The sequence below is a fragment of the Streptomyces sp. NPDC051913 genome, from assembly GCF_044593635.1.
In the GTDB taxonomy this organism is placed as follows: Bacteria; Actinomycetota; Actinomycetes; order Streptomycetales; family Streptomycetaceae; genus Streptomyces.
Genome location: NZ_JBIUCI010000035.1, coordinates 15257 through 38658, shown reverse-complemented (window position 1 = coordinate 38658; position 23402 = coordinate 15257). Strand labels below are relative to the sequence as shown.

25 protein-coding genes, 1 tRNA gene and 1 pseudogene are annotated in these 23402 nt (G+C 67.9%); 17 read left to right on the top strand and 10 right to left on the bottom strand.

The window, feature by feature from the left end:
- The first annotated feature begins 345 nt into the window (after positions 1–345).
- From ACIHIX_RS46995 to ACIHIX_RS46940, 12 genes are all read left to right on the top strand, one after another.
- Positions 346–852 (top strand): hypothetical protein, encoded by a 507-nt coding sequence (locus ACIHIX_RS46995; RefSeq protein ID WP_399966820.1) that lies wholly within the window; start codon positions 346–348, stop codon positions 850–852.
- 917 nt (positions 853–1769) lie between these two features.
- Positions 1770–2141, top strand: coding sequence for a hypothetical protein (locus ACIHIX_RS46990; RefSeq protein ID WP_399966819.1), 372 nt, complete (start codon positions 1770–1772; stop codon positions 2139–2141).
- 95 nt (positions 2142–2236) lie between these two features.
- Entirely contained in the window at positions 2237–2608 is a 372-nt protein-coding gene (locus ACIHIX_RS46985) for a hypothetical protein (RefSeq protein ID WP_399966818.1), read from the top strand.
- 91 nt (positions 2609–2699) lie between these two features.
- A complete protein-coding gene (locus ACIHIX_RS46980) occupies positions 2700–3212 on the top strand; it encodes a hypothetical protein (protein ID WP_399966817.1) in 513 nt (170 codons plus the stop codon).
- A 179-nt stretch (positions 3213–3391) separates the two neighbouring features.
- On the top strand, positions 3392–3925 hold the full coding sequence (locus tag ACIHIX_RS46975) for a hypothetical protein (RefSeq protein WP_399966816.1): 534 nt from the start codon (positions 3392–3394) through the stop codon (positions 3923–3925).
- Between the two features lie 446 nt (positions 3926–4371).
- Positions 4372–5547, top strand: a complete 1176-nt coding sequence (locus tag ACIHIX_RS46970) for a DUF932 domain-containing protein (RefSeq protein ID WP_399966815.1) — start codon at positions 4372–4374, stop codon at positions 5545–5547.
- Between the two features lie 496 nt (positions 5548–6043).
- Positions 6044–6117 (top strand) — tRNA-Ile (locus tag ACIHIX_RS46965).
- 434 nt (positions 6118–6551) lie between these two features.
- Positions 6552–7040 (top strand): hypothetical protein, encoded by a 489-nt coding sequence (locus ACIHIX_RS46960; protein ID WP_399966814.1) that lies wholly within the window; start codon positions 6552–6554, stop codon positions 7038–7040.
- A complete protein-coding gene (locus tag ACIHIX_RS46955; protein ID WP_399966813.1) occupies positions 7033–7488 on the top strand; it encodes a hypothetical protein in 456 nt (151 codons plus the stop codon). The genes ACIHIX_RS46960 and ACIHIX_RS46955 overlap by 8 nt, the downstream gene beginning before the upstream one ends.
- Before the next feature lie 17 nt (positions 7489–7505).
- On the top strand, positions 7506–7895 hold the full coding sequence (locus ACIHIX_RS46950) for a hypothetical protein (protein ID WP_399966812.1): 390 nt from the start codon (positions 7506–7508) through the stop codon (positions 7893–7895).
- 352 nt (positions 7896–8247) lie between these two features.
- Positions 8248–9153 carry a hypothetical protein gene (locus ACIHIX_RS46945; RefSeq protein ID WP_399966811.1) on the top strand — a complete coding sequence of 302 codons (906 nt, stop codon included), beginning with the start codon at positions 8248–8250 and terminating at the stop codon, positions 9151–9153.
- Positions 9154–9250: 97 nt separating this feature from the next.
- On the top strand, positions 9251–9790 hold the full coding sequence (locus tag ACIHIX_RS46940) for a hypothetical protein (RefSeq protein ID WP_399966810.1): 540 nt from the start codon (positions 9251–9253) through the stop codon (positions 9788–9790).
- A 521-nt stretch (positions 9791–10311) separates the two neighbouring features.
- Here the strand turns inward: ACIHIX_RS46940 and ACIHIX_RS46935 are convergent.
- The 3 genes from ACIHIX_RS46935 to ACIHIX_RS46925 all read right to left on the bottom strand — a co-directional run bounded on the left by ACIHIX_RS46935 (position 10312) and on the right by ACIHIX_RS46925 (position 12673).
- Entirely contained in the window at positions 10312–11214 is a 903-nt protein-coding gene (locus ACIHIX_RS46935) for a DUF3626 domain-containing protein (RefSeq protein WP_399966809.1), read from the bottom strand.
- A 377-nt stretch (positions 11215–11591) separates the two neighbouring features.
- Positions 11592–12320, bottom strand: a complete 729-nt coding sequence (locus ACIHIX_RS46930; protein WP_399966808.1) for a DUF1700 domain-containing protein — start codon at positions 12318–12320, stop codon at positions 11592–11594.
- On the bottom strand, positions 12317–12673 hold the full coding sequence (locus tag ACIHIX_RS46925) for a PadR family transcriptional regulator (protein WP_399966807.1): 357 nt from the start codon (positions 12671–12673) through the stop codon (positions 12317–12319). Before ACIHIX_RS46925 ends, ACIHIX_RS46930 begins: the two co-directional genes overlap by 4 nt.
- Before the next feature lie 1317 nt (positions 12674–13990).
- Here ACIHIX_RS46925 and ACIHIX_RS46920 point away from each other — a divergent pair.
- Positions 13991–15197 (top strand): annotated as a pseudogene (locus ACIHIX_RS46920) (PP2C family protein-serine/threonine phosphatase); the annotation flags it as partial.
- A 235-nt stretch (positions 15198–15432) separates the two neighbouring features.
- On the opposite strand, the gene ACIHIX_RS46915 reads toward ACIHIX_RS46920, so the two are convergent.
- The 3 genes from ACIHIX_RS46915 to ACIHIX_RS46905 are packed head-to-tail and all read right to left on the bottom strand — an operon-like array spanning position 15433 to position 16024.
- Entirely contained in the window at positions 15433–15636 is a 204-nt protein-coding gene (locus ACIHIX_RS46915; RefSeq protein WP_399966806.1) for a hypothetical protein, read from the bottom strand.
- The gene (locus tag ACIHIX_RS46910; protein WP_399966805.1) at positions 15633–15821 is read right to left on the bottom strand and encodes a hypothetical protein; all 189 of its coding nucleotides are present in this window, start codon (positions 15819–15821) and stop codon (positions 15633–15635) included. Before ACIHIX_RS46910 ends, ACIHIX_RS46915 begins: the two co-directional genes overlap by 4 nt.
- Complete coding sequence (locus ACIHIX_RS46905) at positions 15818–16024, bottom strand: hypothetical protein (protein ID WP_399966804.1); 207 nt, start codon at positions 16022–16024, stop codon at positions 15818–15820. Before ACIHIX_RS46905 ends, ACIHIX_RS46910 begins: the two co-directional genes overlap by 4 nt.
- A 168-nt stretch (positions 16025–16192) precedes the next feature.
- Between ACIHIX_RS46905 and ACIHIX_RS46900 the strand changes: the two genes are divergently transcribed.
- Together ACIHIX_RS46900 and ACIHIX_RS46895 are read left to right on the top strand one after the other, a co-directional pair.
- A complete protein-coding gene (locus ACIHIX_RS46900; RefSeq protein WP_399966803.1) occupies positions 16193–16948 on the top strand; it encodes a DUF6879 family protein in 756 nt (251 codons plus the stop codon).
- A 16-nt stretch (positions 16949–16964) separates the two neighbouring features.
- Positions 16965–17816 (top strand): helix-turn-helix domain-containing protein, encoded by an 852-nt coding sequence (locus ACIHIX_RS46895; RefSeq protein ID WP_399966802.1) that lies wholly within the window; start codon positions 16965–16967, stop codon positions 17814–17816.
- 303 nt (positions 17817–18119) lie between these two features.
- Here ACIHIX_RS46895 and ACIHIX_RS46890 read toward each other — a convergent pair whose 3' ends face one another.
- The gene (locus ACIHIX_RS46890) at positions 18120–18644 is read right to left on the bottom strand and encodes an SMI1/KNR4 family protein (RefSeq protein ID WP_399966801.1); all 525 of its coding nucleotides are present in this window, start codon (positions 18642–18644) and stop codon (positions 18120–18122) included.
- Between the two features lie 860 nt (positions 18645–19504).
- Between ACIHIX_RS46890 and ACIHIX_RS46885 the strand changes: the two genes are divergently transcribed.
- Both ACIHIX_RS46885 and ACIHIX_RS46880 read left to right on the top strand, forming a co-directional pair.
- Positions 19505–19672: a hypothetical protein gene (locus ACIHIX_RS46885; RefSeq protein ID WP_399966800.1), complete on the top strand. Its 168-nt coding sequence runs from the start codon at positions 19505–19507 to the stop codon at positions 19670–19672.
- 90 nt (positions 19673–19762) lie between these two features.
- Entirely contained in the window at positions 19763–20491 is a 729-nt protein-coding gene (locus ACIHIX_RS46880; protein WP_399966799.1) for a phage minor capsid protein, read from the top strand.
- Here ACIHIX_RS46880 and ACIHIX_RS46875 read toward each other — a convergent pair.
- The 3 genes from ACIHIX_RS46875 to ACIHIX_RS46865 all read right to left on the bottom strand — a co-directional run bounded on the left by ACIHIX_RS46875 (position 20432) and on the right by ACIHIX_RS46865 (position 23225).
- Positions 20432–20821, bottom strand: a complete 390-nt coding sequence (locus tag ACIHIX_RS46875; RefSeq protein ID WP_399966798.1) for a hypothetical protein — start codon at positions 20819–20821, stop codon at positions 20432–20434. The two genes, ACIHIX_RS46880 and ACIHIX_RS46875, sit on opposite strands and share 60 nt — an antisense overlap.
- Before the next feature lie 18 nt (positions 20822–20839).
- The gene (locus ACIHIX_RS46870; protein WP_399966797.1) at positions 20840–22246 is read right to left on the bottom strand and encodes a hypothetical protein; all 1407 of its coding nucleotides are present in this window, start codon (positions 22244–22246) and stop codon (positions 20840–20842) included.
- A 547-nt stretch (positions 22247–22793) separates the two neighbouring features.
- The gene (locus ACIHIX_RS46865) at positions 22794–23225 is read right to left on the bottom strand and encodes a DUF4259 domain-containing protein (RefSeq protein ID WP_399966796.1); all 432 of its coding nucleotides are present in this window, start codon (positions 23223–23225) and stop codon (positions 22794–22796) included.
- Between the last annotated feature and the right edge of the window lie 177 nt (positions 23226–23402).

The window sequence follows — 23402 nt, the reverse complement described above, 5'->3', positions numbered from 1 at the left end:
CAGCCCCCATCAGGCACTGACCAGCCCAAACAACCCGGTCTGCCACTGACACCCCAACAACAAAAACCCCACCGACAAAACACCACACAACACCAATCGATTGATTCTGGCCTGATTCACTACCCCCGCCGCCGCTGCGTAGCGGAGTGAAGCGAACTACCTTGCGCTTTATGGGCGCTGGGAACATTCTGTTTATTGAGTGATCGATAGGGTCTGGCTTGTTTTTCGAGAATACTTCAACCCCCTATTCTTACGGGCCTGTTCGGGAAATATAATGAGGCTACTTGGTAAGGCGGCAACCTCACCGGGTGGAAATCTCTCACTGTGATCGAAAGGAACCCAGAAATGGCGAAGTTGAAGCCGATTTCTCCGGCGCGGATCGCGGAGGCCCGTGAAGACGCCTATGCGGTGCTGGCCCGTCTGATGGGCCGTCTGGCGCCGGGTGAGCACGTGGTGCGGCTGGGCGTGACCATGGACGGCGAGGAGAAGCCCCTGGCTGCGGCGCTCCGTATCACCGTGGAGGGTGACGGCGGCCTGGACGACCTCGTGGGCGCCGAGGAGAAGTACCTGGACAACATGGCGTTCTTGCTGATGGTCGGGCTGGCGCAGCCGTTGTCGTACGGCACGCTGTACCTGCGCTCCCCCGCGCCGGAGGCGGAGGGTGCGGCGTATGTCATCCGGGCCTGGCACCTGGCCTACTGCGCGCTCAGCGAGTGCACCGCGTCGGAGGCTGCCGAGCTGATCGGTGAGCGTGAACCGGCGCTGTTCGTGGACGCGTTCGGGCTGCACGACAGCGACGAAGACGACGAGACCGAGGCGGTCTATCCGCCGGTCGCCTACACCGTCCTGTAACTGCCCCGTGAGCGGGTCGGGATGGCGACCTGGCCCGCACCCTGCCCCGTGAACCGCCGGACGCGGGGCAGGGATGGGTGGGGCGCTGGTTGAGGGACCCCAGCACCCCCACCCACGTTCGACGCGGAGCGTCGCAGAGAAGCGAGGTAGGGGCGGCCCGCATCAGCGGGCCGCCCCTACCTCGTGCATCGCGTAGCGATGCCACCGCCAAGCCTGTCCGGGCGCGGAGCAGCCCGGGTATCCGCCGCGTAGCGGCGGCGCGACGCGTCTGCGGAGCAGACCGCGCGCAAAGAATTCAGGGAAGTGGGGGCAGGAAATAGGTGGCGCCGCGCCTCTTTTCCGGTGCTCCGTATTCTGCTGCGCCACCACGCTGCTCGTCTTATTTGTGGATGGGATTGCCTGCTGACGGGGAACGGCAGATCCGGGGGGTCGGCAAACCCGTTCCGGAACTCCCCGCCAGCAGTGCCTCTCACTGTGAGGCGTCTCCATCGTAGGTGACAGCTTCCCGTCACAGGGATGGTGCGTGCTCTTGATCGCGCCCGCTGTCCGGCGCTTGGCGCGGAGGCGCAGCCGACGCGCAACAGGGAGAGGACGGCGCCCCGATCCCCCGAGGCTCGCCCCGCCCGTCCCCGCCCTTCCCCTTTTCCTTCTTGTTCTTGTGGGGGCGTGGGGGTGTGCAGAGGGGGATGTCAGCAGGTGTACCGGGCTTGATTGGTTGGTTGACCTGGGGTGGTGTGGGGGCCGGCCGGGGGGGCTGCGCAACTCCTAGCGCAACCTCTAGCGCAACATCCTGGCGCAACCTCTACCGCAACCCGTAGCGCAACAGGGGTACCGATCATGCAGTACTAACACTATTATTTGAAGTCCTGGGGAAAGGTGACCCCCGGGGACCGCAAGGGACCTACGAAGGGGACAACGTGGAGATCAAGATCTCTGACGGAATCGTCCGGCGGGTGCGCGGCGGCTCCGGCGCTCCGATGAACACTCTGGCCATTCAGGCCCGCACGGTCGCGAACTTCCTGCCTCTGGCCTGCCAGCGGGCGGGGGCGACGATCGTGCACAACTCTGATGCGCACTACACCGGGATTCGGTTCAACACCAAGGTCGGACCGGTCGTGCTGGAAATGCCGTCGGGTGACGGGCCTTACCGGCTCGTTCACGAGCTCCCCGAGCCGGACGAGACCGGGCGCACCGAAGTGGAGATGCGGCGTTTCCCGCAGATCTACAAGCCGCAGGGAGTCGCGCACATTACGGCTGAGTTCCTGAGCTCTCGCGGGTTTTTGAACTAGTCCGCTGAAAGCCTCTGCGGGGCGGCAGCAGAAGACTTCTGCTGTTTCCTTTCGGGGGCCGCACACCGCGTGGTCGGAAAAGAGGGGAACTGATCATGAAGCTTGTTTCGTGTGTGACCGGCGAGGAAATACAGGCGGGCCGCACTCTTCGGGTGCAGACGGGTGCAGACACCGGGCAGTCGTGGAAGTTCGAGAGGATCGCTGAGCGCGGCGACGGGATGCGTCATGTGCATGTGTCGCGTCCGGGTGGGAAGTTGGGCCGGATTCACCGTGAATTCCACCCCAGTGTTTTCGGGTGCGAGATCACGGTGGAGATCACGTGGCGCAGGAGCGTCGGCCATGCGGCGTACCGCGCTTGGGCCAAGGCTGATGACTACCTGTGGGCCGGGGTGTTCGCGCTGGTGCCTCTCGCGTTCTTCGAGCACTACCACTGGGCGGAAGACATCGTGGCCGTTCTCGGCCGTTAGGGAGAAGTCGGAGCGGCGCAACGGGTGTGCCGCTCCCCGATCGGGGTGGGGCCCGGGGCGGTCAGTCCTCGGGTGCCCGGCTGGAGGGATCATGGAAGAGGTGCAGACGATGAGCCGTGCCGGTGAGCCGGTGACGCAGGCGGAGGGCGAGCAGGCTGCTTACGCGCTGCGGGAGTTGGCGCGCACCGTGAGTGCCCCTGATGCGTTGGGGGTGTCTCAGGAGCAGTTGGACGTGGCGGTGCCGTTCTTCGTGCTGGGGTGGGCGATGGGTGTGCGCACCGGGCACACCGCCCCGACTGTGGAGGGTGTCCCGGTCGACGGGGAGAGCGTCACGCGTGTGCTCGCGGGACTGCGGGCGGTGCAGGTCACTTCACAGTTCGCCGATCCGGTGTTGTGGCAGAAGGTCGACTATCACGGCAGTGTGACCCAGCAGCACGGCGAGTACTGGGTACAGGCGATCCATGTGCATGCTGATCCGTTCGGTGGGGAGCCGGAGTTGCGCTATGACCTGTGTGAGATGCGGGGTGTGGCGCCCGTGACGGTGATCACGGGTGCGCGGCGGGTGAGTCTGACGCCGTTGCCGGTGTTCCGGGTGACGGGCTGAGTGTGCTGGTCAGGGGTGGGTTCACTCACCCCTGAAACACACTATTATTGTGTTTGTCGGGGGGTGCGGTGCCTCCGCTCCCCCCGGCCCCGCCCAAGCCAACGCCGAAGGGGGAACGACCAGTGGGAGCACAGGAAACCCGGCGCATGCTGCCGGAGGTAAGGAAGTACACCGAGAGCGTGGACGCAGCCCGTGCAGCGCGGGACGCAGCCGTTGAGGCGGCGGAGGAGAAGTATCCGGGGCGCTTGGGATACGGCGAGGACGCACTGCGCCAGGCTCTCGCCTTCAACGCGGAGGCCGACTCGGCGCAGGCTGCGTGCGACGAGGCACGCCAGGCCGCCTGGGACGCCCTGAAGGCGTCCGGCGATCCGCTGGTGAAGTGGATCGCCGAGAACTGCGACGGACACCAGGAGCAGGCACGGCATGTGCTCACCGCCCTGCCCGCCACGGTCGGCGAACTGGATGATCTGGCGGACGAGAAGGACTGGTGCACCGTCTGGGACGACTTCCGGCAGCGGGCGATCGAGGCCGGAGTCATACCCGGCGTCACCCCGCCCAGCCGGGCCCGCACCGCAGTCTTCGACCGGATCAATGAGGAAAGCTGCTGCCACTTGGGCCCCAGGGCCCGGCGGCGCGTCGACAAGGCCCTGGACGCCCTGATCCAGGAAGCCCTCACGGCCCAGCCCGGCACCACCGCCCCGCAGTCCACGTAACAGCCCACACCGAACCGCCGCGCCCTGCACCCCCCTCCCCCGCAGGGCGCGGCCCCGGACGCCGGACACCCCCAGCCGCTGCCCCGGGCCGCCGGCCCTGCACCCCTGCGGCGGGTGCCGGGCGGCGGGTGCCGGGCGGCGGGTGCCGGACGGCAGAGTGCTGCCACCCTGAGGTGCCGCCCGCCCACGTGATGCGGCCGGCAGGCCGCGGGCCACCCGTCAGTAACGCCCACCGCCCCTCTTGACCGCGCTCGCGAACAGTGAGCCGAAGCCCCCGCCTGCGAGCAGGCCCGCTTCGAACCGGCCGTTCAGCATCAGCCGCACCCAAGCCACCCCAGTTCAGAGGGGGGTTCACACCCCACTAGACCACACTATTATTTATTTTGTTCGGGTCCGGGGGCGGCGGCTCCGCCCCCGCAGCAACCGACAGCGAAGGGGAACACCACATGACTCAGCAGTTCGCCCAGCGCGCCACGAACACCGCCCCCACCGGCGCCCGCAACGCCGACCTGACCGACCTGGTCCGCATCCTGGAAGACGGCGAGGACCGAAAGCTGGACGTCATCGCGCCCGCCTCCGCGCTGCGCATGCACGAGGGCAACGTGCACGTCGAGGGCGTCGAGTCCCAGATCACGGCCAGCGGCGTCACACGGGTCGACGGCATCTACCGGCCCACCGCCGTCGCCGATGAAGGGATCTCGGACAAGCTCCGCATTCCGCTGGCCTACCTGCGCCGGATGCGGGCGGAGAACGTCCCGCTGCTGGACGAGAACGTCAACGCGTGGCTTCGTGAGGGTCCGGAGCGCCGTTTCATGCTCCGCGCGTTCCGCAGCGCCGACAGCGGCGCTATGCCCGGTGAGGGAGTGGCCCGGGCGCTGCTGTCCGACAGCTACAAGCTGATGGACAACCTCGACATGCTGCTCGCCGCCCTGGACGGGGTGAAGCAGTCCGGGCACCCCACCCGCATCACAGGGTGTGATCTGAGCGACCGGCGCATGTACGTGCGCGTCGAATCCGAAGCCGTCGCCGTCCAGGCCCGCAACCTGCTGCGCGGCTACCGCTCCCCCTTCGACGGGCGCAGCGGTGACGAACTCCCCATGATCTCGGCCGGGTTCGTCATCACCAACAGCGAAGTCGGCGCCGGGGCCTACACCATCACCCCACGCGCCGTCATCCAGGTATGCAGCAACGGCCTGACCCAGACCCAGGACGTCATGCGCGCCGTCCACCTCGGCGGCAAGCAGGACGAAGGCGTCGTGAACTGGTCCGGGCAGACCCAGCGCAAGACGCTGGAGCTGATCACCTCCAAGACCGCCGACGCCGTAACCACCTTCCTGTCACGCCAGTACATCGAGACCAAGGTGAACGAGATGGAAGCCGCCGCCGGGAAGACACTGGACGAGCCGACAAAGACCATCGAGCACGTGACCAAGTCGCTCAGCATCGCCACCGAGACCAAGGACCGCATCCTCGCCCACTTCATCCGGGGCGGACAGATGACCGCCGGAGGCGTCATGCAGGCCATCACCTCCACCGCACAGACCCTCACCGACGCCGACCACGCCGCCACCCTCGAAGCCCTCGCCATACCCGCCCTCACCACCGCCGCCACACACGGCTGACAGACCCCCGTGCGGGCCAGGCACCCCCTGGACCGGCCCGCACGGGCCCAACCCACCCCCACAACACAGAACACAGAACGCAGAGCCCGGAACGCGGACGGCGGGCTCGTAACGCAGAGCCCGCAATGCAGAACTCGGAGCTCGGAGCGCGCGGCCCCACCCCGCAGGGAGCGCAGAGCGCACCCGCCCCGCCCCCTGCCGCGTAACCGCAGCCCCACACGACGCACCGGCGAAGCAGCGCGCGCAACGAGGGTGTCTGCCCACGCAGCGGTCCGCCGCGAAACCGGCGCACGCCACCCACCGCCCCTGACAACCGGCTCCCTCACGAAACCGGACACCCACCGCCCCCGTCAGCAGGCATCGACAACCGCACGCAGCGGCGCGCCGCAGGTCCGGCGCACGCCACCCACCGCCCCTGACAGCCCGCTCCCTCGCAAAACCGGACACCCACCCCCCGTCAGCAGGCATCGACACCCACCCCACAACCGAACACCGAAGTGCTGTAGCTCAGTTGGCAGAGCGCGGATCTTATAAGTCCTGAGGTCGCGGGTTCGAACCCCGCCAGCACTACCCAACACCCCAGCCCACGACTGCCATTGCGATCCCTGCACCCGCGGACGAGGTACTGAGCAACCTGCGTGTGTGAGGGGGGCCGGACTGCCCGGCTTCCTGAGGGTGACCGGTCCATCTGCACAACACCGACAACGCCCCGTGCACGCCCGGGATCGCGAGACCGGACACCTCTACATCCGCAACACACCCCCACAGGCAGCCGCCCTGGAAACGCTCACGGCTGACAGACCCCCGTGCGGGCCGGGCAACTCCCCCCACCCCCGGCCCGCACGGGCCCCACCGGGCCCAAGAGCGCGAACCGCGCGCCCGCCCGGCCCCTGCCGCACAGCGACAGCACGACGCGTCAGCAGAGCCAACCGCGCGCAGACCCGTACCCATTGACGCCCACACCAGCCTCCGTCACCCACCGCCCCGCCTCACGAGGAGCCCTCATGCCCGCACGCCCCGAGCTCGCCTACCCCGGTGACGCCGCCATCAAGGCCGCCATGAACCGCACCCTCACCGCCCGGACCGCCGTGTTCCAGGCACTCGGCGACGGTGAACACACGCTGACCCTGGTCGCCGAGCGGACCGACCACGCCTTCGTCACAGGCCGAACCGACCTCTCCATCGGCATACAGCCGCTACGCCTGGCCGTCCTGAGCGAAGACGCGTTCTGCGCCTTCCGCATGCTGCTGGTGTTCGCACTGGAGGCCAGCACCATACGCAGCGCCCTCCTGATCGCGACCACAGCCAGCCAGCCCCGCCCCCGCACGCGCGGCTGGGCTGTACGAGACGGATGGCTGCACCCCCTGGACACCAACGGCCTCCAGGCCGCCGCCGTTCCCTGCCCCGACGCCATGGCCGTAGAACACGAGGTCCACCCCGCCCCCGCCCTCCTCCAGCTCCCCGACTCCGACGAGGAGAACCCACATGACTGAGCCGCAGCCTCCCCGGCCCAACAACGCCGCCACCACCTCCGCCATGGGCCACGCCCTGCACGCCCTGACCGTACTGCTCACCGCCCTGGGTGACGGCGAGCATGAACTCGCTCTCTCAGCCGAGCGCACGGACGGCACAGAGATGAACGCCGACCTGACGGTGTCCATCCAGCCGGGCACCTGCCGCGTGGAGAACTCCGCCGAACAGTACGTGCGGTTCTTCGTACTGCTCACCTTCGCCCTGGAAAACAGCACCATCGCTGACGCCGTCCTCATCGCCACCACCACCGCCAACACCGACCAACGCGCATGCGGATGGGACATACACGACGGATGGCTCCACCCCATCAACCCCACCGACCTCCACCACACCCTCACACCACTCCCGCCAGACGACGCCGCACCGATCAGCGTCTGCCACGCCCCCACCCTCCACCACCCCCACTGACCCACCGAGGACCACGCATGCGTGAGAAGCCCGCCATCACAGCAGACGGCTACTGCACCAACACTGATCAGGGGCAGGGTGCTGAACTGGTCGATCGTGGGTGGCAGTCTGGGCAGATGAGACCCTGGAAGACCTCCACCGAGGATGACCTGCGGCGTCTGCTCAACGAGTGGGATCCCCTCGGCGTCGCTGACGATGTGCAGGATGAGTACGACTGCATGCTCGCTCCCCTGCTCCAGCGGCTGTGTTCCGGTGCCGGCCCCAATGAGATCAGTGTGTTCCTGCGGCACGAGCTGGAAGACCACTTCGGACTCGACCCTCTGGGCCTGCGGCCAGACACCATGGCCGCCCACATCATCGACTGGTGGAAAACGGCTTGCCCAGCCAATGGCGTGGCCGGCGCATAACCCCTCCCCCTGATCTCCTGACCGTTGCTCTGGGTGCCATTGGCTGACCGCAACGGACGCGGATCGAGCCGATCCTCGCGGATCGGACACCGAGACAGGGGTGGCCGGTGGCGGGCACCGATGATCGCGGGCAACCACCCCGCTGCTCACACACCGGTGACGTGCATACCCCCTCAACCAGGACCTGGGTGACCTCGGCGAGGAGGCCGAAGGGCCTTCCGTCCGGTGTCAGGGGGGTGGGACAGGTATTCGCGTGAGGAGTGAGCGTGCCGGGTCGGGCGAACATGTCCACCGATCATCCGGAGTGAGTCCGGTCCGTGAGCACCTGAAGTGTTGTGGCACGATCCGTGTTGTGGGTGACCGAACGCACGACGTGGACTGGTCCGGCTTGTTCCATGTCGCGGGACCTGCCAGCGACACGCCACGACACCTGGCAGCTCTCCTCGGCAAGGATGCACGGGCCTCTGTCGACGGGTACTCGCACCTGTGGTCGGCGACGCTTCGCCGCGAGGGCAAGGCATGGCCTGCGACGGCGCCCACTGCGATGCTTGTCGCCGAGCTCCTGAACAACCCGCTGCTGGGGCTCGACGATCCCTCGCTGCCCGATGCCATGCTGGCCTATCTGTACGCGGTCGGCGCCGCCGCCGACCTCGGCGACCAGGCGACGAAGATCCGTGCTCGGGTCCAGGACCGCGCGCCGGAGCTGCGGGCTTGGACGGTCGAGTACCTGTCGACCGATGAGGATGGCCGGGCCCGAATGTGGCAGGACGGCACAGGACTGGGTGAACTCGTCCTCGATCAGGCGGCGCTCGCCTGCTTCGATGTGGTTCCCGTGCTGCTGCAGCAAACACTGCCGTACCTCGCATCGGAACGTGCCAGGCGCAGGACATGTGCCGCCGCAGCGGTCGGGACACTGGCGCGGCATCCTACGGCCTCCGTGCAACGTTCGGAGCTGCTGGAACAGTTGACGTCGCTGGCCCTGGCCGCCGATTCCTCGTACGACCTGGCGACGATCGTGATCGCCATCGGTCACCTCGGCGGCGACACGCGCCCTTGGCTGGCTGACCCGCATGCAGGCGTTCGAGTCAGCGCGGCCCTGGCACCACACCTTGCCGGCAACGACGCAGCAGAGCACGTGCTCATGGAACTGGAGCGGTCGCCGCAAGCGTTCAGCAAGTCCTTCGGCGACATGGCTCCGCCCCTGCAGCTCCAGTCCCAGTCGCTCCAGGACCTGCTCGCAGGACGAACTGCGAGCTGATGCCCGATGTAAGCGACCGAGGTTACCGTCGCGGCGGGGTGAACAACCCCTGCTCGGTCACCGTCAGGATGCCGAACTCACCGACCACCAGCGCGGTTTGGGACGGCTCGTCGACGGCGACGGCCGCGCCCTGCGCCTGCCCCAACCCGACGACAGCCACCCCGACCGCCTGACAATCCACGCCGACCTGCCGGGCAAGACCAGGACGATCGCACCGCCGATCGGGGTCACTGCCCGCAGCGCCCGGCACGTGGCCCGCCAATTCACCCGGCGGCTGTACCCGTTGGCCGCCAAGGCCGCGCAGCAGGCCGCCGAACTGACCGCCCGCCAGCAGGCCGGGGAGAGGGCCCGCTGCGCCGCCGCCGAAGCCGCGGCCGGCGCCCTCCCCGGAGCCCGCATCGAGGAGTATTACCGGCGCACCCGGATCATCTGGCAGCACGACACCAGGCCGCCCGGCCAGCACGGCCCCGTCCAGGTCGACAGCGTCACCGTGCTCGCCGGCGCCTCCGGCGAGGGGGTACAGGCCGAAACATCAAGGAGCCCCAGCACCCTGATTGCCATGCTGGCCGCATTCGCCCCGACGTCACGGGGGGGTAAGAAGCGCAGGTCAGGGGCGGGTTCCACGCTCACTAATTAACACTATTATTAATGCCGACGGGATGCACGGGAGACCCGCCCCTCCCGATGCCCAGGACGAACGATGGTGGACCACCACCTCATGACCTCCCCGGCAACTGGCCAGCGCGCGCCGACCGCTCCCGCCTGTCGACCGGACACGAGCAGCCCGCCCCTTGCTCCACGAGAAAGGCACGTACGTGACCCACACCCACCGCCGCTCCGCGACTGCGCACGGCCCTACGCAAGCCCGTGCCAGCATGAGCACTCGTGCCTGCGCTGCCCGATGCTACGGGTTTCCCCCAGGCAGCAGCCCCGGCTGGCCGAGATCATCCGCGACCTCGCCGAGCGCATCGCACAAGCACGGACGAATGGCTGGCGCGGCGAAGTCCAAGGACTCCACGTCAGCCTCCAAGGAGAAGCGCGTTGCCCTCGACCGCGCTCTGGAACGCGGCAACAGCACCAGACGGGGCGGTCCCACCGACCCCGGCAGGCCCGTGATCACCAGGCCGCAGTGATGTCCCACGAAGGCCAACGCGGCGTTCACCGACGTCCCGCTTCCGAAAAGCAGCAGGTGGCGACCAGGCCCGAGGTTTCACTGCTCGCACTGCCTGGCGCGCCGAAGCGCGCCAGGCAGTGCCAGACCTTCTTGAGGTCCTGCGGGTCGTAACGGCCGCAGGAGGCCGCCTCGCCGAGAATGCGCGGATCGATGCTGCCGTTGGCCGCGAGCTCGGCGCCCAGGTCGACGTACTCCTGTCCGCGGTAGTCCGGGTGGCGCCGCAGATGCTCCACGGTCAGGTGGTAGCCAGGGTGCCACTCGACAGGGCACCCAAGCCGGCGGGCATCGGCTTCTACGACTGTCCCGCGATAACTGGGATCCAGGACAAGTGCCTCCACATCACGGTCAAGCCTGACGGTCCCGTGGATCTGTGCCTCGATGTGACCGTCCAAGGCGTCCAGCGCGTCGGCCTCGGCCAGGTCGATCAGAGCAAACCAGCCCGCGACACCGAACGCCGAAGGTCCCGTCGAGCTGTCCGGGTAGCAGAACGTCGCACGCTCAAGGGTGTGGGCGGCGAGCCTGAAGTACGAGGAGCCAAACCGAGGCGCCCCGCCGATGGACGCGTGCCGGTAATTCAGCGCCCCGTAGACCGGCCGCTCGACAGCTGCGGCGCAGTCATACGCACCACCGAAGATACGGCTCTCCCAGCGCCACCGGTCCCCACCCCGATACGCACTCAGACCGCCGTTGCTGGTGCCGGTCACGAACTGCGAACGATAGACGCCGTCTTCCGCCATCCTGAGAAGGACCGGACGCCCGCCCACCAAACGGTCGGGATGGAAGTTCATCGTCAACCGCAGCCGCGAATCGAGTGGGCGCCCGACCGACAGGGCCGCCACATGCCGCAGAGCCTTCTCCCGCAGCCACCAGGAACCGTCACCACCCATCCGCGCAGTGTGCACGAACCTCTTCCGTCACAGCCACCCGGAATATCGCCACCCCACGCCACCAAGCCGCAGTCCGGACAACCGTCGCCCATCGCCTTGAACGCCACGCCCCGAGCGGCACAGCAGATCGACCACCACAGCGGTTCGGGACGGCTCATCATCGACGGCGACGGCGACGGCCGCACCCTGCGCCTGTCCCAGCCCGACGACCGCCGCCCCGACCGCCTGACAATGCACGGCGCTGCCGGACGAGACCGCGACGACCGCACCGTCGACCGGGCTCAGGCAACACCTTGCCACTGGAGTACCGGCAGTGCAGGGCCGCGCCGTTCGCGGCATGGCCCTGCCACATAGCCGTCTTCCCGTGACCTGTCTGGTCAGGGATTCAGGGTCCCTTCCTTCACCGAGGAGAGGCTGTCGGTGAGGGCAAAGGCCGAAAACCACATGAACGCTTCGAAGACCAGGAAGAGGGCCAGCAGGCTCCACAGCAGGATGCGGGCCCAGCGGGGAAGGCGCAGGGCGATGCGGCCAGGGCCGTCGGGGGCAACACGGTGGCGCCACAGCCAGACCAGGACCCCGGCCCGGACGGCCACCGAGATACAGGACATGGCGAACTGTGCCGGGTGGCCGAGCGCGAAGGCCTGGTCGATGACGCGCAGGAACAGGTTCGGCAGGATGAACCACGCGACGGTGATCCACTTGCGCGCGGTGGTCCACCAGGCCGACAGGGCCAGCGTCACGAACCCAAGTCCTGTGAGGACCAGGACCGGGAAGTGCAGCGCATCGCCGTGCGGCGCCACCGTGAGCAGACCCAGCACCGAGCTCGCCGCGAGAAGCGCCAGGACAGTGCGCGGGTTACCCCCTCGCTCCTCGGGGTCGTCGCATTCGGCGTCCTCCCGTACCGCGGTGGCGGCGATGTCCTGGGGGTCGCCGAGTTCGGCAAGGATCTCGTCGAGTTCGCCGGGCCGTTCGGCCAAGGCAACCTCGACATGCTCGGAGAGGTCGGCCAGCAGCTCCCTGCGGCGGCCGGCGGGCAGCGCGCAGGCGGCACGATCGACAGCGGCCAGGTAGCGTCGTATCTCGGGGCGGGTGGCGGTGGTCTTCACTGTTCTCTCCGGTCGGCATGCTGATCAGGGGTAATGAGACGGTCGACCGCCTGGGTGAAGTCCGCCCATACAAGGGCGAACTCCGCTAGCGCGGTGCGGCCCTTGTCCGTCAGCGCGTAGTAACGCCGCGGCGGGCCACTGGGCGACTCGCTCCAGTCGGTCACCACCAGTTCCTCGCGGCGCAGCCGTGTCAGCAGCGGATACACCGTGCCCTGGCTCGTCGCCAGTGCGCCCGTGTCCGCCAGCTCACCCAGGAGCTCCGTGCCGTAACGCGGGCCGTCACGCAGCAGAGACAACACGCAGTACTCGAGGACCCCCTTGCGAAGCTGGCTCAATGTCTTGCCAGGTTCCATGCAATGCACAGTAGGTGTAGATGCCATGCATTGCAAGGCGCCTCTCAACTGCGCTTTTCTACTGCAGAGGGCAGTTACCGGCGAGGCAAATCCCCCGCCGGTCCGATGACTGACGCCGGTACCGGTCACGGTGACCGTCGAGAACAACCGGCGCGGACGGCGACAGCTCCGAGTACGAGACGCTCGCCACCATCTCTGCAGAGCGAAGCAAAGGAACGCCGCCTCATCCGTCACGTTGCCGCCAGGACCCTCGGCCCCAAGCCCAGCCAGACATTCCCGTACGCCGACACACCCACCGACGCGACGCGGCTACGCGAGATCACCGGCCGTCGTACCGCCCTCCCCCGGCCGCCCCACCGACGGCCCCAAGCCTGCGCAGCTCAACAGAGAACAGCAGCCCCGCTCGCAGGCGGCCTTACAGGCACGCACATACACCGCACCGACCTCACCGCCCACCGGAGTCCACGGATGCACGGGAGGCCCGCCCCTCCCGATGCCCAGGACGAACGATGGTGGACCACCACCTCATGCCCCCAGCAAACCGGCCAGCACGCACGGACCGCTCCCGCCGGTCGACCAACACGGACTCCTTCACCTACCCACGAGAAAGGCACGCACGTGACCCACACGCACCAGCCCTCCGAGTACTGGCCGTGCGCCGAGGGAGGCCCGGTGTCCGCCGACCGCCTCACCCTGCAGCACGTCCTGCGCCGCGAAGTCGCCGCCACCACCGGCTTGCTCACCGACGCACACGACTTCCGCGCCATGCAGTACTACGCACCTTCGCCTTCTTCGAACGCTGCGCCGCGCCCTGGGACCGGCTCGTCTGCGCATTCCGGCCCGCCGGTTCTCCGCCGGGATCGCACAACTGCCGCCCACCGCGCGCGAAGCGCTCGGCACCGACGTCCAGGCCTGCGCTCCCATGCCCGAAGCGCCTCCCAGCCCAAAGGGCAGTGCCAGACCTCTGCCGGAAGACTTCACGCAGGAGAGCTATCGCATCTCCCACGCCCTACAGGTATCACCGGCTACCGACACCCTGACCTCGAACCACAGGACGCAGCGGGCTAAAAGACAAATTGAGGATCGGCGAGAACGGCCGAGTCTCCTTGAGGCCCGCCGCTGGTCGCGCTAGCACCGACGTCGCAATCGTCCGTCCGGTGCACGCAGAAGAGGTCATGCCGTGATTTTGGTCCGGGCTGGATCCGGGGGTTACGGCTGTCACCCGGCTCGGCATCGGCGTGGCCGCGGTGCGAAGGGCTGGAATCCCTGCGGTCATCGCGGGAAAGTGAAGATTCTGGATCTTTCGAGGAGGCTGCCGTGGCGTGCGAGCGGGTGGTCCTGGGGGAAGTGCTGGCGGCGGCCGAGGCAGCGGCGCCGGTGGACTCCCTGGACGTGGTGGCGCGCGACCTGCGCGAGCGGTTCGGCGCCCGGTACGTGTCCTTCCTCTTCCTCGACCTGCTCGGCCAGCGCGTGGTGCGGGTGACAGAGGACGCCACCACCCTGCACGGGCGCAGCACCGAGCAGATCCGGCTCACCGGCAGCCTCTACGACCAGGTCCTGCGCACCCAGAAACTGGTCCGCGCCCCGGACGACGCGCACGGGCACGGGCATCGCGTGATCGCCCCCGTCACCAACCGCGGTGACGCCATCGGCTTCCTGGAACTCTCCCTGCCCCACACCCGTGAGGTCAGCGACGCCATGCTGCAGCAGGTAGAACAGGCGGCTCACGCCCTCGCCTACATCGTGGTCACCGACCGCCGCTTCACCGACCTCTACCACTGGGCCCAGCGCACCGCCCCCGTCAGCCTGCCCGCCGAGATCCAACGCCAGCTCCTGCCCACCGCCCCCTCCTGCGAAGCCGCCCAGTTCACCCTGGCCTGCGCCCTGGTACCCGCCGAAAGCGTCGCCGGCGACACCTACGACTACGCCCTGGACCGCGAAACCCTGCACCTGTCCCTGACCGACGCCATGGGCCACGACCTCAACGCCGCACTCATCGCCACCATCCTCGTCAACGCCTCAAGAGGCGCCCGCCGCATCGCAGCCCCCCTCGCCGAACAAGCCGACCACGCCCACCACTCCCTTCTCCAGCACAAACCCGGAGTCCTGGCCACCGGCCAGCTCCTGCGGATCGCCCTGGACGGAAACGCAGCACAACTCGTCAACGCCGGCCACCCCCGCCCCCTGAGACTCCACGACGGCACTGTCGAAGAAATCCACCACACGCCGACCTGCCCTTCGCGAAGGCCAGGGCCCCTACCAGGTACAGGACATCGACCTGCACCCCGGCGACCGGCTCATCCTCTACACCGACGGCATGCAAGAACGCCGGGCGCGAAGCGTCGACCTGCCCGCCCTCATGACCACCACCGCCACCCAGCACCCACGCGAGGTCGTCCGCACCCTGGTCGCAGCCGTCACCGACGCCTGTGACGGCAAGCTCCAGGACGACGCCACCGTCATCTGCCTCGACTGGCACGGCCCCACCACCCACCAACGCCAAGCCCACGCCGGAGCCAACACCCGAAACAACCCCCACCACCCACAAACACCCAGCAGGCCAGAGCCAGCCCCCACCAACCACGGACGACCAGACACAGACCCGGGCAGCGCGACACACGCCAGCATCCACACCACCGACACGACTGGCCTGGACGCCGACCACACCGTCACCACCACCCGCTGACCAGCCACCCGCCCCGGCCGTGGGCCGCCCCGGCCAGGGCTTGGCCGACTAAGTTTGGCGCCGCGTCAGTGGATCATGATTCTGCCGCCCAGATGCGGAGCATGATTCTCAACAGATCCGGGTCGATCAGCCCCACGTCGGCGGCGTGCTCGGCATGGGCCCACACCGTCCAGCCAGGGCCCGAGTTGCCCAACTCGTGGGCCACGGCAACAGCGTCCGCCGGATCGGTGATCACTTCTTGGCAGGCGCGGCACACATGCATGGCCGGCGCGCTCATGCCGCACCGCCAGGGCGATGGCATCCACAACCGCATCGCTTGATCAGCAGCAGTCCGTTCGAATGCGGCAGCGGCACGTCTGCAATCTGCCTGCACTGGCGGTGCAGATCTTCCAAACCCGGCCGCTGGCCCAAGATGCATTCGGCCGACAGCGTCCGTTCCTCGTCGGTCGTCGGCACGCTCATGAGCACCCCCGGCGGATGGCATCGGCGAGCCGGAGCGCGACGTCGGCGCGCACCCGTCCCAGGTTGATCAGATGGAGTGAGGGCGAAGCCGCGTCCGCCCCCAGGGACGGCAGCACGATCCCCGCCGCCGTCAGTGCTTCCCGCAGAGTCTCGACGGCCGCCGTGACATCCATGGTGTCCGGTTCTTGCTGCGCTGTGACCATGAACTCAGCGTCACGGGCGACGAGTTGAGAGGGCGAGAAGATATGCGCAGTTATTCTCGGGTAGCTACGACTCATGCGCGAGAATTCGCACGCCGCGACAGGGAGGCCATGGCCGCGGCAGGACCCCCGGCGGCAAGCTGATCGAAAACCCGGCGAAAGGAACTGATCATGGCTCGCCGCCTGCGCTTCAACGGCACCGGGAGCGGCGTGAACGGCTGCCCCGCCGTCCACGAGGACCTCGACACCGGTGAGGTGATCATCCACGGACCGGCGCTCACCGACCCGGACGACATCGCGCGCCTGCGCCACCTCGGACAGGACGAGGTGCCCGTCGTGGTCCCGCGCGAACTGCTCGTCGACTTCGGCCCCAAGGAGGTCACACGCGTGCCGCACCTCATCGGCCTGGACGAGTTTGACCGGCTGTTCACACAGTTCGAGCACACGGCATGGCGGCTGGAGACACGCCGCCGGTACGCCTGCGACGAGATCACCGACACCTACGCACAGTTCACCCGGGGCGAGCCCGTCGACTGGAGGGGCAAGGACGCCCAATGGTGTGCCGAGCGGCGTGCACAGACCGCGCTCGGCAAGCGGTTCGAGCGGGTGCGCGTTGTCGACAGCCCGCCCACCCCGGGGCAGCTGTACCTGCTCGACAACGCCCGCCGCAACAGCGCCGTCGGCGAGGACATCCGCCAGCTGAGCCGCGCGGACGCCGAGCGGCTCCAGCTCCCCGAAGAGGACTTCTGGATCTTCGATTCGCGGCTGGTGGCCCGGCTCAACTTCGACGACACCGACGACCTGGTGAACGTGGAGCTGATCACGGAGCCGGTAGAGGTCAACCGGTACGTCCAGGCACGCGACGCGGCCACGCACTACGCCGTGCCCTACGAGGATTTCGCGGCGAGGCTCGCCGCCAGCGAGTAAGCGGGAGACGGCACCGGTGACCACGGACTTCCAGCAGGCGCGTGAAGCGCTCGGGGTGCGGCTGCGTGAGCTGCGGCTGTCGGCCCCGGACGGACGACTCACCGGTACCGAACTCGCCCGGCGGCTCGACTGGCCACAGCCCAGAGTCAGCAAGCTGGAGAACGGCAAGCAGACCGCCACCCCCGACGATCTGCGGGCGTGGGCCGACGCAACCGGCCAGCCAAACGCCTACGGCGAACTCCTCGCCCGGCTGCGCGGGTTCGAGTCCCATATCCGGTCGTGGCGACGCCAGTTGGCCTCGGGACACACGGCCGTGCAGGACACCCACCTCAGCGCGCACGCCGACGCCTCCGTGTTCCGTGGCTGGGAATCCTCCATGATCTTCGGCATCCTCCAGACGCCCGACTACGCCCGGTCGATCTTCACCCGGTACGCCGAACTCCAGCAGTCCCCCCGGGACACGGAGCAGGCCGTGCGGTCCCGCATGCAGCGCCAACAGGCGCTGTACGACCCCGCCAAGCGCTTCCACCTGCTCCTGTGGGAAGCCGCTCTGCGGGCGCTCATCTGCCCGCCGTCCGTGCTGGCCGCACAACTCGACCGGCTGTCCGGAGCGGTCGGGCTGGACACCGTCGAACTCGGGATCGTCCCGCTCAGCGCCTCGCTCAAGATCCCACCGGCCACGGCCTTCTGGATCTACGACGACGAACGCGTGATCGTGGAGACCTGGCACTCCGAACTGTGGATCGAGGACGACGCCAGCGTGGCAACCTACCTCCGCACCTGGAAGACGCTACGAGAGTCGGCCGCCTACGGCGCAGACGCCCACCGGATCATCAGCACGGCACGGCAAGCCCTCAACCTCGCCTGACGCCCAGCCCGGGACACCACCATGCAGCCAACCTTCCCGGCACCGGCGAGCCCCTGCCCGTCCAGTCCACCGAGCACCACTGAAGACGCTGCAGTACCGGCAACGGACACGAAATTGGTCGAAGCCCAAAACTGCTGTTCAGCTACGGTGGCGGCATGACTGAAAGTCTGCCCGAGGACGTAGCCGACGTGCTCGACCTCGTCCTGAACCCGGACGAGCCTCTTCACGTCGCCCTCCGACGGCAGGTGCCTCAACTCAGGGTGCAATCCCGCTGCACGTGCGGGTGCGGCACTGCGGAGCGCGTCAGCGGCAGAGCTTGTCCAGGCCCTCCGAGAAGGACGGGAACTCAGCCTGTGCCTCTGTGATGATGTCCCGGGCGGGTCTTCGCGCGGTGGCGGCGTGGCGCTCGGCGAGTTCGGCCAGGGCCGGGTTCGGTCGCGCCTCGCACTGCTCGTACTCGACGACCTCCATAGGGCCAAGGCCCTCGGCCAGCAGCCACAAGAAGTCGGACAGATTTCCGGCCACGACGCCACTCTCGCCCTCCGATCCCAGGAACACCACGGGCTGTTCGGCCAGAGGCCGGCCCGGGCGCACACAAAACAGGGCGACGAGGCCGCCGGTGCCGTCCTGTCCGAAGACCCGGTAGGCGTCGCCGTCCAGTTCGTGGTTGCCGGTCCAGTTACGGATCCAGTCGGTGGTCTCCTCGGCGGAGTCGAAGGCGTCGTAGGGCTCGAAGTCCACGCCCCCGCCGTCGTAGTCAAACTCCACCCGCGCGACGGCGGCCAGGGCAGGCGGAAAGCGGCGGTCGCCGCCGGTCGTCTCGATCACACCCGCAGGCTAGCCGCCACTGACAACAGCCTGGCCGACGAAGATGTCACCATGGGCATCCTCAACCCCATCCCCTACTGGACTCCGTTCCTGCTCAGGGCAGTGAGTACGTGGTCCAACTCATTGGGCATCACGGCAATAAGAACAGCGCCTTCGGAGGAGGCGCACTCAACGATCGCGGACCCACCGTTGATCTTCACTGCCTCGCGCAGCGAGGGCGAACGCAGGCTGACCCGTCGCACCCCTGCCGGAAGTGATACCGCCGAACCGGCCCGAGTGCGGGACTCCCACGCCATCGTGGAGGGGCCAATCACCATCCGGCCCCGCAGCCACCGGCCTTCAAGCGCGGGATGCATGAGCACGCAGGGAACCTTAATCTCGTTCCCTTGAGCGGCCTTGTCTGCACGCTGCTTCACCTTCCGGCGAAACAGCCACGCCGTCAGCCCGGATGCTACGAGTAGACCCACCAGTTCGATCACTGGGGTATTGAAGCAGCACTCAACCCGAGTGCCCACCCGCTCAACGACCGCCTCCTACCAGCAGGTTCGCTCCAGTCGGCCTCCAGAACCTGTGAACCCGCTGGTTTCCGACCGGCCAGCGCACAAGATCCGTCGCCGCGAGACAGGCCACAACCTGCACGCCGAGGTTGAACACACAGACATCCGGAGTTGGCCCGGACGTTGTCTCCCGGACCACGGCCCGCAGTCCCCGCCCCGCAGTTCCAGGTGCGAGCGGCCCTGACGGCGCAGCCCCGCAAAAAAACCCAAGCCTGCCCTCGACAACGGCCGCGCCCGATGTCCGACGGCTGCAGCCCGCCACCGCACCTCGCTCCCCCCACCCGGGAGGGATACTCCTGGACGATGACGACGACCCAGCGCCTCCTCGACCTCGCCGCCGCGGCACCAGCCTGCCACGACGCCGACCTGCTGCTGCTCCTGGGCGGGGCGAACGAGCTGTACCAGCAAGGCTTTGAGGACCTGCACCGCGAGATGGCAGAGCGCCTCGGCGGACCGGCCGTGCGGACCTGATGGTCGCTGCGGAGACGGTCGGCATGCCCTGCGATGGATTTCAGGTGATCCGATAAAAGAGGTCGGGGGTGAAATTGCCATTCACCCGGCATGGTGGAGGAACTTGCCCTTGGCGCTCGTGACCTGTACGCGCAGGCCGAAGAGCGCCTGTTGGGCATCATTGCCCGGCAGCTCGCCCGCGGCCTCGACGCGCCCGGGTGGGTGGAGCGGAAGCTCGAGGCCGTGCAGGTCGTACGACGCGCGTCTCAGGCCGTCGCCGATGAGTTGGGGCGCGCGACGCAGCTCGAAGTGTTCGATTTCGTCGCCGAGGCATACAACACCGGGCATCGCGCCGCGGTCGCCGAGCTCGGCGCCCTGTCCGACGACGCCAGCCGGCTGGTGGACGACGTCACGCCGAACCCTCAGGCCGTCGACCGCCTTGCCGCCGAGGCAGTCAACCTGCTCACCGACCGCCACCGGGCGAGTCTGCGGGCCGTCGACGACGGGTACCGCGCCGTCGTGGCTGAGGTAACCGCAACGCCCCTGCTCGGCACCGGTACGCGCCGCCAGCAACGCAGCGTGGGACCGGATCTCAATCACCGCGACCCGGTACGCCGACCGGCCGCTCGTCCGGGCACGCAGCGCGCCCACCCGCGCATTCGGCCGTCCCGACAAGGGCTTCTCCGTCATCGAACGCAAGCATCGGCTAGCTCATGCCCAACCGACGCCTCGCCCGCGACTACGAACGCCACCCGCACCGCTCCGAAGGGTCCGGCTGCCTCAACGAGGAGTGGCGTCCCGGCAGAACATCGTGAGGCCCATGCGGGTGATCAGGACTGATACGAGCATGCTCGGGTGCGAACCTAGGCTCGTGGCCTCGGAGAGAAGCTCTGCGATAGTGACAGCCTCGGCCGTCCGGTCACCCTTCGCTCCCATCAGCGCTTGCGCTTGGGGCGTGAAGCAGATCTTGCTGCGGAGTTCGTCGACGTTGCGGCTGAACCACTTCCGGGCGAATCGCTCGTTCGCGTCCTGGTCCTCGCTTCCGAGACCGAGACCGCCGCCCACCAGCTCCGCTCCAAGAGCGGCGAACAGCTGTCCCTCACCCCACTCAAGGTACTTCTCTACACTCCTGACCGCGGGGTCGTCCGACTGACTAAAAGGAACGGTCACCACTTCTCCTTTTGCTGATTACCGGCGTTCTTGTCGGATGTGGCAGTCGATCGCGTTCACTACGGCCGCAGACACGGCGAACCGGTAGGTCGGTTCCGCGCTGGCCAGAACGGTCGCCTCCTGTATGTGCGACAGCAGCCAGTAGGCCGTAAAGGCGCGCTCCGGATCGTCGACAGCGTCGGCGACGGCAGGGGACACGCCCCACTGGGCGAGTCCCGAGCGCACCTGCCCAGCAAAGATGGCGCGCAGTCCCTGCCGAACATCAGGCTGGCCCTTCTCGGCGACACTGTCCCCGATCAGCTCCATCCACCGTTCGGGGGCCGCGCCGGCCAAGTCGTCCTTGAAGCTCATGATCTTGAAGTGAGAGGAGTCGTGTCCCTGGATGCTTACCCGGGAGTTGGTCATTAGCCCGCCCCACCACTCATCCGGGATCGCACGTCGGAGGTCACTCGCCCCCTCGCAGGCCCTGACAAGAGGCCGCGCGAACCCAGCCAATCCGGATCTCTGGAAGCCGCCCATCCCCGCGAGGGTCCGTTCGACCCGCTCCGTCACGGGCGGGTGCGTCTTCTGCGGACGGATGAACGAGAAGCTCTCCTCGGACTCCAGCGCCAGGAGGGCGATGAGCGCTCCGGTGCGGCCAGCCTGCATGGTGTCAGAGACCATCCGGTCTAGGACGGCCGTGGCGAAGTCGTCGGCCTCGTGCTCCATTTCCGGACCGAACCGGATGCTGCGGGTGTCGGCGGCATCGCTGGGGCCGAGGGGATGCCCCAAGACGATATGGCCCACCTCGTGTGCAACGATGAACGCCCCGGACACGAGGTTGAAGCGGTCGACGAGGCGGCGATAGCGTTCCTCGAGAAGTACCCGGAGTTTGGCCGGGACGCTGTGGTAGCGCTGATGAAGGCCGTGCCATCGGAGAAGCGCAACAGAGGATTGGATAGTTGGGTCTTGCCACGGCTCGCGGGCGCGGCGCTCGGCCGTCAGCCCGAGGTACCCGAGCGGGGCTACCTGGCTCTGCCGAGGAGACAGGTTGAGGGCCCAAATCCTGGCCAGCATGTCACACATGGACCACAAGGCGTCGCTCACCACGATTAATTTGGACTTGTCATCGAAGGGCAGCGTCCTAGCCAGCAGGGCGGAGTTGACGTCGTAGCCGAGCGTAGCGACCTCGATGGAGCCGGTGTCCGCGTAGCGCGCCGTCTCTGCGGCGGCGTCCAGGACCGCTTGCAATATGTGCTCCAGAGCGAGTGCCAGTGGGTCCTCGCCCTTCACCGCCAGGCGCAGGAGTTCGTCTACCTCCCGCACCAAACCATGGGCGCCCAGTTCCTCAGCTCTGTGACGGGTTTCCCGCAATTGCAGTACGCGGTCGCTGGCAAGGATGCGCTGACGGGCCTTCGCCATGGACTCCGTCGCGTCCCCCGCCATGCCCTCGCCTCCCCTGCCAGCACGGAAGGTCAGGATGACAGAACTCGGCCGGGGATGCGGAGCGTTGCAGTCACACGGTTCCAGAAGTCGTGTTTTCCGGCATGCGCGAATGGGCTGTTGGACCAGACCGGCAGGTCTTCGCGCTGCAAGCGCTCCTTCAACTTAGATCAAAGAGCGAAGGCGTCTTGGTGGAAGGAGACGTCGCGGAGCTTCCCGAAGACGACGTCGCGCCCGGTCTAGCCAGCCATCAGTGCGTAGACGGTTGGGGCGCCCGGGGGTGCTGGGTGTGGCTATCAGTCGGCTGCCTTCTCGTGGCTCTCGAGGCCTCGCCGCCCGGCCCTGCCCGAGGGCCTTCCCGTCATCTAGGCCGGCCCGCCCGCACCCCAACCACAACGCGCGACTTCGACACGGCCCGCCCAACAACTCACGCCGCGGGGCGATACACAAGCAGCGTCCGAATCCACGACGCGGGCACCTCCCGCAGTCATGAACATCTGCTACTCGTCCCCAGGTTCTGGCTCGGCTGCTGTGGAAGGTGACTACTGTGTCACCTCTCGACATCGAACAGCGGGATGGACGGTGGTGGCGGAGCAAGAACTACGCGAAGGCGATTGAGGTTGGCTCGCCACTGCTTGCCGTCTTCCGGGTCCACCCAAGTCGAGGCTGCACCGGCCTGGTCACTGATGATGCGAGCGAGAGCCGTGTCCGCGAGCATCCGCAGATCGTCAGGGAAGGCGGGCATGGGCTCCTCAGGTCCGTAAGGTGTGTCGATCGGGGCGCCGCCAGGACATTGCGCCGCAATCAGCGCGGCTGCCGCCACCGCTTCTCCTGCTTCGCTGAGCCAGCCTGTGGCGTCGACGGTGCGCGTCAGGACGCCACGGATCAGTGCCTCGCGTTCCTCGGGTTTCGCGTCGTCGAGATCGCCGGCGAAGTCCGCGGCCGAGTCGTTGTCGAAGGGGCCAATGTCCCAGGTGCCCATGTTGATCTCCTCGTGTAGGTGCCGCCCGGATCTTCGCACCAGCCGCTGACACTGCGATCACTGTGCGAGCAGGACGCGCTTCCGCAGAAGGGCGAAGCCAGCACGCCCGAACACCTGGCGCCTGAGCATCTTGATCCGGTCGACCCCTCGACCGCATCGAGCTCCAGGGCAGGGTCA

What these genes read in the sequence shown, in the direction of transcription:
- ACIHIX_RS46995 (WP_399966820.1), top strand. Translation starts at nt 346, where the DNA reads ATGGCGAAGTTGAAGCCGATTTCTCCGGCGCGGATCGCGGAGGCCCGT.
- ACIHIX_RS46985 (WP_399966818.1), top strand. Translation starts at nt 2,237, where the DNA reads ATGAAGCTTGTTTCGTGTGTGACCGGCGAGGAAATACAGGCGGGCCGC.
- ACIHIX_RS46980 (WP_399966817.1), top strand. Translation starts at nt 2,700, where the DNA reads ATGGAAGAGGTGCAGACGATGAGCCGTGCCGGTGAGCCGGTGACGCAG.
- ACIHIX_RS46970 (WP_399966815.1), top strand. Translation starts at nt 4,372, where the DNA reads ATGACTCAGCAGTTCGCCCAGCGCGCCACGAACACCGCCCCCACCGGC.
- ACIHIX_RS46960 (WP_399966814.1), top strand. Translation starts at nt 6,552, where the DNA reads ATGCCCGCACGCCCCGAGCTCGCCTACCCCGGTGACGCCGCCATCAAG.
- ACIHIX_RS46955 (WP_399966813.1), top strand. Translation starts at nt 7,033, where the DNA reads ATGACTGAGCCGCAGCCTCCCCGGCCCAACAACGCCGCCACCACCTCC.
- ACIHIX_RS46950 (WP_399966812.1), top strand. Translation starts at nt 7,506, where the DNA reads ATGCGTGAGAAGCCCGCCATCACAGCAGACGGCTACTGCACCAACACT.
- ACIHIX_RS46935 (WP_399966809.1), bottom strand. Translation starts at nt 11,214, where the DNA reads ATGGGTGGTGACGGTTCCTGGTGGCTGCGGGAGAAGGCTCTGCGGCAT.
- ACIHIX_RS46925 (WP_399966807.1), bottom strand. Translation starts at nt 12,673, where the DNA reads ATGGAACCTGGCAAGACATTGAGCCAGCTTCGCAAGGGGGTCCTCGAG.
- ACIHIX_RS46915 (WP_399966806.1), bottom strand. Translation starts at nt 15,636, where the DNA reads ATGAGCGCGCCGGCCATGCATGTGTGCCGCGCCTGCCAAGAAGTGATC.
- ACIHIX_RS46910 (WP_399966805.1), bottom strand. Translation starts at nt 15,821, where the DNA reads ATGAGCGTGCCGACGACCGACGAGGAACGGACGCTGTCGGCCGAATGC.
- ACIHIX_RS46905 (WP_399966804.1), bottom strand. Translation starts at nt 16,024, where the DNA reads ATGGTCACAGCGCAGCAAGAACCGGACACCATGGATGTCACGGCGGCC.
- ACIHIX_RS46900 (WP_399966803.1), top strand. Translation starts at nt 16,193, where the DNA reads ATGGCTCGCCGCCTGCGCTTCAACGGCACCGGGAGCGGCGTGAACGGC.
- ACIHIX_RS46885 (WP_399966800.1), top strand. Translation starts at nt 19,505, where the DNA reads ATGACGACGACCCAGCGCCTCCTCGACCTCGCCGCCGCGGCACCAGCC.
- ACIHIX_RS46880 (WP_399966799.1), top strand. Translation starts at nt 19,763, where the DNA reads ATGGTGGAGGAACTTGCCCTTGGCGCTCGTGACCTGTACGCGCAGGCC.
- ACIHIX_RS46870 (WP_399966797.1), bottom strand. Translation starts at nt 22,246, where the DNA reads ATGGCGGGGGACGCGACGGAGTCCATGGCGAAGGCCCGTCAGCGCATC.
- ACIHIX_RS46865 (WP_399966796.1), bottom strand. Translation starts at nt 23,225, where the DNA reads ATGGGCACCTGGGACATTGGCCCCTTCGACAACGACTCGGCCGCGGAC.